Raw genomic sequence first — 9962 nt, forward strand, 5'->3', positions numbered from 1 at the left:
ACACGCGCGAACGACGGCGGCGCTAGACTCGGCATCGGACAGCCCGTCCGTAGCCGAATGGGGATCCGCGCATGACCCAGGTCAAACATCTGCTGCAAGGCAAGGGCAATGCGATCTACCGCGTTGCACCGGAAACCCCCGTGCTCGAAGCGATCAAGCACATGGCCGAGCATCGCGTCGGCGCGCTGCTGGTGATGCATGGCGAGAAGCTGGTCGGCGTGATGTCCGAGCGCGACTACGCGCGCAAGGTGATCCTGCAGGGCCGCTCCTCTTCGCAGACCGCGGTGTCCGACATCATGACCGGCACCCCGCTCACCGTCGGCCCCGACACCGACGTGTTCGACTGCATGCGCCTGTGCACCGACAGCCGCATCCGCCACCTGCCGGTGGTCGAAGGCGACACGGTGGTCGGGGTGATCTCCATCGGCGACCTGGTCAAGGCGGTGATCGATGCGCAGGCCGAGCAGATCGAGCATCTGGAGCGTTACATCACCAGCTGAGATTCGGGAGAGCACCGCCTCAAAGCGGTGCTTTCGCATCTGCGTTCGCGCGCACCTTTTCTTCCGGTTCCAGGTCGGGCGACCAGCCTGCACGGCGGGACACCAGCGTCGCCAGCGCCGCCACACCCGCGCCGGCGAGGGCCAGTCCGCCGATGCCCCAGCCCAACATCCGCAGCCAGCTCACCGCGCTGGTCACCACCAGATCGCCGAAGCGCCACACCGCGGTCTCGACGAAGTTCTTGCCCTTGTAGCGCATCTCGCGGGGCACCCGCGTATACAACGCATCCACCGCGGGCTTGGTCATGCCGTAGGCAAAGCCGCGCGTGATCACCAGCATCACCGCCAGCAGCAACGGCACGCTGTAGCCGAAGAACGAAACGCTGCCGCTGCCGATCAACGCCACCGCAGCGAGCAAAACCAGATTCACCAGCGACGGCACGACCAGCCCCCAGCCGGCGCCGCGACGCACCAGCAGCCACGGCGTGATGCTCAGCTGCAACGCTGCGCCAAGCAGGTTGGTGGCTAGATCCAGGTTGTTGTAGAACGCCGTACGCGCCACGGCATCGGCGAAATTCGCCTTGGCGTAATCGGCCACCATCGCATACGCCAGCGTGCCGATGCCGTCACCGAACAGCATCAGCAAGGCCATGTAGCGCAAGAAGGGATGTGACCACAGTTGCTTGATGCCGGCCCACAACGAGCCGCCGATCACCTCGTCGCCCTGGCTGCCGGGCTGACGATCGTGATTGGCGGAAAGACGCAGCAACAGGATCATCGATGCGGTCAACGACACCGACGACACCAGCAGCAGCGGCGCGACGCCGATCAGGTGCACCAGCAGCTTGGTCACCAGCGGCCCGAAGATCGCACCGGCCATGCCACCCAGCGCGATCAGCGAGAACACGCGCCGCGCCTGGCCGCTGGAGAAGATGTCCGCCATGAAGCTCCAGAACAGCGACACCACGAACAGGTTGAACACGCTGACCCAGACGAAGAACACCACGCCCAGTTCGCGCGCACCGATCCGGTCCTGCGCCATGAAGGCCGGCACGAACCCGAGCAGGCACACGATGAAGAAGCTGTAGCTCCAGCCCAGCAGCTGGCGACGCGGGAAGCGCGCCACCAGGGCACCGAACAGCGGCGTCATCAGCAGCATCACCACGAACACCGCACCGTAGAACAACGGCAGCGACTGCGAGCCGACCGCGCCGCTCAACTGGTCACGCACCGGCCGGATGATGTAATACGAAGTCATCACGAAGAAGAACGCCAATGCGGAGAGCATCGGCGCTGCAGCTTGTTTCACCATGGTCCGACGATACAGACTCACTTCGCACATCCGGCGTGGGGCGCGGCAAGCCTAGCACGCGACCATGTCCACTCTTCGGGGGCAGCAGATTGATGAATCGCCATGACTACATCATCGTCGGCGCCGGCTCGGCCGGCTGCGTGCTGGCCAACCGGCTCAGCGCCAATCCGGCCACGCGCGTGCTGCTGCTGGAAGCGGGCCCGACCGACTGGAACCCGCTGATCCACATGCCCGCCGGCATCGCGCGGCTGGCCAACAATCGCCGCCTCAACTGGAACTACCGCACCGAAGCGGAGCCTGCGCTCAACCAGCGCCGACTGTGGTGGCCGCGCGGCAGGACGCTGGGCGGTTCCAGCTCGATCAACGCGATGTGCTACATCCGCGGGGTCGCCGCCGATTACGACGAGTGGGCCCGGGTCACTGGCGACCCGCGCTGGTCGTGGAACGAGGTGCTGCCCTGGTTCGTGCGCAGCGAAGACAACAGCCGCGGCGAAAGCCCGTTGCACGGCATGCACGGTCCGCTCGGCGTATCCGACCTTCGCCACGTCAACCCGTTGTCACGGGTGCTGATCGAGGCGACCGCCAGTGCGGGGCATCCGCGCAACGACGATTTCAATGGTGTCGGCCAGGCCGGCTTCGGCTTGTACCAGGTCACCCAGCGTGACGGCGCCCGCTGCTCGACGGCGGCGGCGTTCCTGAAACCGGTGCGCAGTCGCGCCAATCTGCAGGTACGCACGGGCGCGCTGGTCGAGCGCGTGCTGATCGAAAATGGCCGCGCCGTCGGCGTGCAGTTGCGCCGCGGCCGGCACGGAACGGAACGGATCGAGGGCGGCGAGGTGATCCTCGCCGCGGGCGCGATCAACTCGCCGCAACTGCTGATGCTGTCGGGACTGGGCCCGGCCGATCACCTGCGCGACCACGGCATCGCGGTGCAGGCGGACCTGCCCGGCGTCGGCGGCAACCTGCAGGACCATCTGGACATCTGCACGCTCGATGGCAATGCCACCCGGATCAGCTACGACCACCTCAACGAACTGTCCGCGGGCCTGCGCTGGCTGCGCCACCGCGATGGACCGGGCAGTTCCAACGTGGCCGAGGCCGGCGGTTTCGTGCGCAGCCGCTTCGCCGGCGACGAGCGTTGCGACCTGCAGTTCCATTTCGTGCCGGCACTGCTCGACGATCACGGCCGCCACCGCCTGCCCGGCTACGGCTATACGCTGCACGCCTGCTACCTGCACCCGCGCAGCCGTGGCCGGTTGCGCCTGCACTCGGCCGATCCGGCGCAACCGATCGCGATCCACGCGAACTACCTGGGCGACCCGGAAGGCCATGACCTGAAGCTGATGATCGAGGCCGCGCGGCTGTCGCGCGAGATCCTGGACCAGCCCGCGTTCGCGCCCCATCGTGGCGCCCCGGTGTTTCCCGAACGCCGCATCGACACCGACGCCGAATACACCGACTTCATCCGGCGCAAGGCGGAGACCATCTATCACCCGGTCGGCACCTGCCGCATGGGCAACGACGATCACGCGGTGGTCGACAGCGAATTGCGCGTGCGCGGGATCGACGGCCTGCGCGTGGTCGATGCCTCGGTGATGCCGGCGCTTCCCACCGGCAACACCAATGCGCCCACGATCATGATCGCTGAGCGGGCAAGTGCGCTTCTCTTGGAGACCGCAGCTCCGTAGGGCGGACACCGTCCGCCGCACGCACCTGACATGACAACAACCAGAGCCGGCGGGCAGCGCCCGGCCTACGAAGCCAGGCAAGAGCCCTCGCGCGCGCCGAGGCGCTCCTGCAGCGGCACTGCGCAGTGCAGGCCGGCGCAAATCACTCGCAACAGTTCGGCCTCTTCCACACTGACGAGGTCATCCGCGTTGATTGCAACGACGATACCCTGGATCACCAGCTCCTTGGCGACCGGCAGCAAGCCGTCCAGATCGTCCAGCGCCTGCTCGAACGGTGCCTGCCAGGCCGCTGGCGGCGGCGTCCATTCGATCGCTTCGCCGGGAAAGGCATGTTGCATCGCCATCAGCCAGACGCGCCGCGCGCCCGCTTCGTCGGAACAGCCGCCCGCGGCGACGATGGCGCAGACCAGGGCCACGCTGTCACGGCAGGCCGGAAGTTTTTTCACGCCATCGATCGGTGCGCTCCGCGGCCGCTGCGCCTCCAGCAACTGCAGGCGCAGCAGCCGCGCCAGGCAGTATTCGCCCAGATCGACCCTGCCATCGGCATTGACCACTGCATCGAGAGTGACCAGCAAGGTCTGCTGTCGTCCTGCCGGCAGGCACTTCAATGCGGGGAAGGCCAGCGAGGCCAATGGCAGGCGGGAACCCGGTGGCAGCGACGCTAGATCGGCGGCGACATCCTGCACCGCCCGCAGCACGTCGTCACCGAACGCATCGACGATGATGCGCCGCTGTGCCGGCTGTGGTTCGGCCGCGGAGGCGGCCAGCGCCAGCACCACGGCAAGCGCCGACTCGGGCTGCTGCGCGGCTTCCCGCAAGCGCGTGGGCAAGGCCCGATGCAATGCGGCGGCGCGCTGGAACTGTCCTCTGGCCGGCGTGCCAGCGCTCGCCAGCGCGCCAGTCAACAATGCCGGCACTACGAGAGGAATCGCCATCCCCGGAATCACGCCGGCATACACCGGCGACATGGCCGGTGCCGGCGCCGATGCCAGCAAGGGGCTGGCCGTGGCTTGCATGGCCACACGCAGCATCGCCGTGCGAATCCGGATCAGCTCCTCTTCCCGAAAGCCCGGTTCCAGCGCACGAATGCGCTGCAGCAGCGGTGGATGGGTGGCGAACAGCTCACTGGATCGACCGGCCGCGCAGAACAGCATGTGCGCCACTTCCTGCCTGTTCGCCATCTGCAGGCGCGAGGTCAGGCCGAGCGCCGCGATCTTCTTCAGGGCGCCGGCGATGCCGGCGGTCTGGCGGGTGAACTGTACAGCCGAGGCATCGGCCAGCATCTCGCGCGAACGCGACACCGCAGCCTGTATCAGTCGCGCGAAGAAGTAGCCGATGTAGCCGATCCCGATCAGTGCCAGCCCGATCAGCACGATCTGGCCAGCACCGTCACGTCGACTGCTGCGCTCGGCGTTGGACTCGATCACCCGGCGCCCCGCGATCCCCACCACGAGGATGCCGAACAGCAGGCCCATCAGCCTGATGTTCAATCGCATGTCACCGTTCAGCACATGGCTGAGCTCGTGCGCGATCACACCCTGCAACTCGTCGCGGGTGAGCTGGTCCAGGCAACCGCGGGTCACGCACACCGCGGCGTCCGATGCCGAATAGCCCGCGGCAAACGCATTGATGCCGAGCTCGTCCGCCAGCAGGTAGATGTCCGGCACCGGCACGCCGGCTGCAATCGCCACTTCCTCGATCACGTTGCGCAGCTGGCGCAATGCCGGGTCGCGGGCATTGGTGGGGACCACCACCGCACCCACGCGTTCGGCAACCGTCCTCCCGCCGCCGGACAGGCTCCTGATGCGGAACAACGAACTGAGGCCAATGCCGGCGACCACCGCCAGGCTACTGCCTAACAGCAGCGGCAGGTTCGATCGCGCCGACTCGCCGTTCGCCGGATGATGACCCAGCACCAACCACACCACGGCGTCGATCGCCGCCACGATGGCGGCCACCGCCAGCACGAACAGCACGACCAGGCGCCGGCTGCTGCTGCGCACGCGAGCCTGCTGCGCAAAGAAATCCATGGAGACTCCCGGATCTGCGCCGTGGCGTGCGCCACGACGCAGCAGCGATCAGCTGAAGGAAACCTTCGGCACGTCGCGCACGGCGGGGTTCTCGATCTTCAACGATTCGGCGGCAGCGAAACCGAAACTGTTGGCCACGAACGAGGCGGGAAACACTTCACGCTTGTTGTTGTAGGTCAGCACGGAATCGTTGTATGCCTGCCGCGCGAAGGCCACCCGGTTCTCGGTCGAGGTGAGCTCCTCGGACAGCTGCATCATGGTCTGGTTCGCCTTCAGGTCGGGATAGGCCTCCTGCAGCGCGAACAAATGACCCAAAGTCTGTGTCAAAGCATTTTCACTGCTGGCCAGCTGCTGCATCGCAGCCGCGTCACCCGGCTTGGCCTTGGCACCGGCCAGCCCGTTCACCGCCGCGTTGCGCGCCTGCACCACGGCCTCGAGGGTACCCCGCTCGTGGGCGAGGTAACCCTTGGCCGTCTCGACCAGGTTCGGTATCAGGTCATGTCGGCGCGTCAGTTGCACGTCAATCTGCGCGAACGCGTTCTTGTAGCCGTTGCGCGAAGTCACCAGTCCGTTGTAGATCGCCACGAAGTACAAGACAATCAGAACGACGACAATCAGAACAATGATCAGACCCATAGACAAATTCCCCACCCTGAGGCGCATCCCCACGCCGGAACCAGATCAGAATACCATGCAGTTTCATAAGCTCTTCCTGCTGGTCGCAGGCGCTCTCGGGCTGGCCTGTGCGCCGCTTTGCGCTAAGGCAGCGCCCTCTTCCGCCGCACCGGCGCCAGCGCCCACCAGCGTGGGTCAGACGCCGCAGAAGTTGCCGGCGGCACGCGTCAAGCAGACCCTTGCGGACTACCAGCGCTGGCTCAATCGCGTCGCGCAGCGCGATGCGGTAGCCGGGCTCGCCACTGCGGTGGTGATCGACGGCAAGGTGGCCTATGAGGGCACGATCGGCTACACCGATGCCACCACGAAGGACCCGATCACGCCGCAGACCGTGTTCCGCCTGGCATCGCTGTCCAAGGCCTTCGCCACCGCGATGACCGGCCTGCTGGTCGACGACGGCAAGCTCGGCTGGGACACGAAACTGCTCGACGTGCTGCCGTACTTCAAGCTGAAGGACATGCAGGCTGCCGCACGGGCCACCGTCGGCGACATCCTGGGGCAGCGACTGGGGCTGCCGCGAAACACCTACGACAACATGCTCGAAGGCGATACGTCCTACGAGGAGCTGGTGCGCAAGCTGGACGAGGTCGACATGGTCTGCGGCGTCGGTCAGTGCTACGGCTACCAGAACGTCGCCTTCAGCATGATCGGCGACGTGGTACTCGCGCGCACCGGCGACTTCTTCTATCACCAGGTCGACAAGCGCATCTTCTATCCGTTGGGCATGACCACTGCGAGCTATGGACGCGCCGCCCTGGAATCCAGCAAGAGCTGGGCACGGCCGCATCGTGGCAGCAGCCGCGGCTGGATCCCGTTCGATCCGAACGAGACCTACTACCGCGTGGCGCCCGCCGCCGGCGTCAACGCCAGCATCCGCGACATGGAGAAATGGCTGATCGCGCAGATGGGCGGACGCCAGGACGTATTGCCGACCTCGCTGCTCGACGTCCTGCATGCTCCGGGCGTATCCACGCCCAGCGAACTGCACGCCACGCCCTGGCGTCGCGCCCGGCTCACCGATGCCCACTACGCGCTGGGCTGGCGCGTGTACGAATACGGCGGTGAAACCCTGATCTATCACGCCGGCGCCGTAGCCGGTTACCGCACCATGATCGGCTTCTTCCCGAAGTACCGTGCCGGCGTGGTCACCTTGTGGAACTCCACCGGGCCCACGCCAAGCGGACTGATGCCGATGGTGCTGGACGGCCTGCTCGGCCTGCCACACGTCGACTGGGCCGAAATCGAAGGGCCGGCAAAGGCCGTCGCGCCAACCAGGGCCAGGAAACCGAAGCACAAGCCACGCGCGCGCCATCGGCCGGCACGCAAGCACTGAGAGGTTGTGATTTTTTCAACCTCGAAGCCCGGCCACGGCGAGGGCATGGATGCCCGAGTTGAGGCAACGCAGGAGCGGTTGCGCGATGGCCGGACGCGGATCGGTCACGCAAGTGAGTGATTCGCGTGAGCACGTCCGGGCGCGTACCGGACGTGCGATAGAAGAAAACCACAGGAAGTGGTTTTCTTCACGGGCTCTGAGGGCTTGCGGCTTTCGCGGAGGACGGTGCCCGCTCACGCCGTGACCGTGCCCGCTGCGCGAGCCCGCACACCGATTGACTCGCGATGGAAGAAGGCGCGCGCAGCCGCCTTCTTCAAGGACCCCGGATTTTTGCTGGTCGAAAAAAAGGCGGCGCATGCAGAACATGCGCCGCCAGTCCATCGGTCACTTCCGGATCAGAGCTTGAACTCGATCCGCTGCTGCTTGATGCTGGACACCGCCTCACCGTTCTTCATCGCCGGCGTGAAGCGGTAGCGCTCCACGGCATCGATGGCCGCACGGTCGAACACATGGCGCGGCTGCGACTCGAGCACCTTCACGTCACTGGTCTTGCCGTCGGGGTCGACGGTGAACGTGACCACGACCCAACCCTGCTGGCGTGTGCGCATGGCCGCGGTGGGATAGCGTGCCGGAGCGGCCTTCACCAGCACGGCGGCGGTGTTGGCCCCGCTCGCGCCGGACTGGTCCGCACCTGCTGCCGCAGCGCCGGTCGAGTCGGCGGCGTTGGCCGTCGTCGAGGTCGGCTGACTGGCCTGTTGCGCCGTGCGTGCCTGCTGCGCCTTCTGCTGTTCGGCGGCCAGCGCCTTCTGCTGTTCGGCCAGCTGATCGGCAGCAGCCTTGTCCGCCGCCGCCTTCTGCGCAGCGAGCTGCGCCGCCTTCTCCTGGTCGAGGGCCAACTGCTGCTGCTTGTCCAGGGTCTTGCGCTGGGCATCCAGCTTCGAGCGCAGGATGGTCAGCGTGAAGTTCGCCGGATCCGCCTTGGCCAGCAGATCGATCTGGCGCTGGGCTTCGTTGAAGTCACGCGAGTTGATCGCCTGCTCCGCCGAATTGGCAGCGAACGGGAACGTCTCGCGCAAGGCATCCGAAGCCACCTTGTTGCCCGGCTCCTTCTCCAGCACGCGCAGGTAGAACTCGAAGGCATTGTTGCCGGCCGGCGCCAGATAGCGCTGCTCGTTCATGGCCGTGCGAGCCTCGGCGAGCAACTGGTTCAAATCCATCGCCGCCACGTTGGCCGGTGGCGGCGCCGCCCGCGTTGCGGTGGAAACCGGCGTGGACGGATGGCCACCCGAGTCGGCCATCACCAGATCCTGGTGCGGCTTGATGATGAGGAACCACGCGCCTACGGCAAGCAGGACAACGATGGCGATGATGGCAATCATGGTGGGGCGAATGGCCCCGCGCGCATGCCGGCGCGTATCTAGTATGTATCGGGTATCCATGGTCTCTCACTGAGTGTCGACAGATACCCGCGCTTTTTCCCCCTGTACACCCAGGAGCGACGAATCCCCCGGATTCACCGCGGCGCGGATGTGCAGAAGGTAACTCCAATGGGACAGCACGGCAAATGGCGCGGATTCCGGACCGCCGGGGAAAGACGCCCCACCCGCCGGCGACTCGCCGGGCCCGGACTCGATGCAGGCCAGCTGGCCCCGCGCCTCCCGCCGGAAACTTTTCCGTCGCCGGAAACGAAGCGTCCCGGCCAGGCCGGGACGAATCTTTCGAAGTGCTCTCCCCGCGCTGGGCACCGCGGGGAGAGAAGTCGATTGCTTGTCTTATTGTTGGGTAACGCGGGTCGGCTTACTTCTTCGCTTTGGCTTTGGCGGTCTTGGTGGCCTTCACCACCTTGGCCGGTGCAGCTTTCTTGGCGGCAGCCTTCTTCGGCGCAGCCTTCTTCGCAACCTTCTTCACGGCAGCTTTCTTGGCAGCAGCCGGCTTCTTGGCAGCAGCCTTCTTGGCGGCCGGCTTCTTGGCGGCAACCTTCTTGGCTGCCGGCTTCTTCGCTACCGGCTTCTTGGCGGCAGCCTTCTTGGCGGCAACCTTCTTCACGGCGGGCTTCTTGGCGGCGGCCTTCTTGGCGGCCGGTTTCTTTGCAGCGGGTTTCTTGGCAGTGGCCATGGTTCGTCTCAGCTCCTCATCAGTTGGCAGTGGTTGCCCAGTAAAAGCGTGCAGGAACGCTTCGACCAACACGTCACTGTTGGTAGCGTGCCGAAGATTGTTCACTTGACGATGCGTGCGCAAATCAGAAAGCCGCCGCAATACATGCAGCGGAATCGAGACAGTGATCTTGCGTACTGCATTCGCCTTTTCACCGTGTTCGACGTACGGCTTGATGAATTTGGTTGTTGCCATAAAACGCATTCCCCGTGATCTGTTGCGAAAGCTATCCCTGAAGATTTCTGGTGTCAATTGATTTCAATCATGAAATCA

Annotated in this window: 8 protein-coding genes; 3 read left to right on the plus strand and 5 right to left on the minus strand. The window is 65.6% G+C overall.

From position 1 onward, the window contains the following. Window positions 1-71: 71 nt before the first annotated feature. On the plus strand, window positions 72-500 hold the full coding sequence (locus ASD82_RS04890) for a CBS domain-containing protein (protein ID WP_056716269.1): 429 nt from the start codon (window positions 72-74) through the stop codon (window positions 498-500). A 19-nt stretch (window positions 501-519) separates the two neighbouring features. Here the strand turns inward: ASD82_RS04890 and ASD82_RS04895 are convergent, their stop codons facing one another. After that, window positions 520-1785 (minus strand): MFS transporter, encoded by a 1266-nt coding sequence (locus ASD82_RS04895; RefSeq protein ID WP_056716272.1) that lies wholly within the window; start codon window positions 1783-1785, stop codon window positions 520-522. 116 nt (window positions 1786-1901) lie between these two features. Here ASD82_RS04895 and ASD82_RS04900 point away from each other — a divergent pair, with 116 nt between their 5' ends. Further along, window positions 1902-3497 (plus strand): choline dehydrogenase, encoded by a 1596-nt coding sequence (locus ASD82_RS04900; protein WP_056716274.1) that lies wholly within the window; start codon window positions 1902-1904, stop codon window positions 3495-3497. A gap of 65 nt (window positions 3498-3562) precedes the next feature. On the opposite strand, the gene ASD82_RS04905 is transcribed toward ASD82_RS04900, so the two are convergent. Further along, window positions 3563-5527 carry a M48 family metallopeptidase gene (locus ASD82_RS04905; protein WP_056716277.1) on the minus strand — a complete coding sequence of 655 codons (1965 nt, stop codon included), beginning with the start codon at window positions 5525-5527 and terminating at the stop codon, window positions 3563-3565. A gap of 48 nt (window positions 5528-5575) precedes the next feature. Next, window positions 5576-6163, minus strand: coding sequence for a LemA family protein (locus ASD82_RS04910; protein ID WP_056716280.1), 588 nt, complete (start codon window positions 6161-6163; stop codon window positions 5576-5578). 55 nt (window positions 6164-6218) lie between these two features. On the opposite strand from ASD82_RS04910, the gene ASD82_RS04915 reads away from it, so the two are divergent. Beyond that, entirely contained in the window at window positions 6219-7535 is a 1317-nt protein-coding gene (locus ASD82_RS04915; protein ID WP_056716281.1) for a serine hydrolase domain-containing protein, read from the plus strand. A gap of 395 nt (window positions 7536-7930) precedes the next feature. On the opposite strand, the gene ASD82_RS04920 is transcribed toward ASD82_RS04915, so the two are convergent. Together ASD82_RS04920 and metJ are read right to left on the minus strand one after the other, a co-directional pair. Beyond that, complete coding sequence (locus tag ASD82_RS04920) at window positions 7931-8974, minus strand: energy transducer TonB (protein ID WP_056716284.1); 1044 nt, start codon at window positions 8972-8974, stop codon at window positions 7931-7933. 358 nt (window positions 8975-9332) lie between these two features. Further along, entirely contained in the window at window positions 9333-9884 is a 552-nt protein-coding gene (gene metJ, locus ASD82_RS18165; RefSeq protein WP_082542781.1) for a met regulon transcriptional regulator MetJ, read from the minus strand. Between the last annotated feature and the right edge of the window lie 78 nt (window positions 9885-9962).

It is taken from the genome of Rhodanobacter sp. Root179, from assembly GCF_001428465.1.
GTDB lineage: Bacteria > Pseudomonadota > Gammaproteobacteria > Xanthomonadales > Rhodanobacteraceae > Rhodanobacter.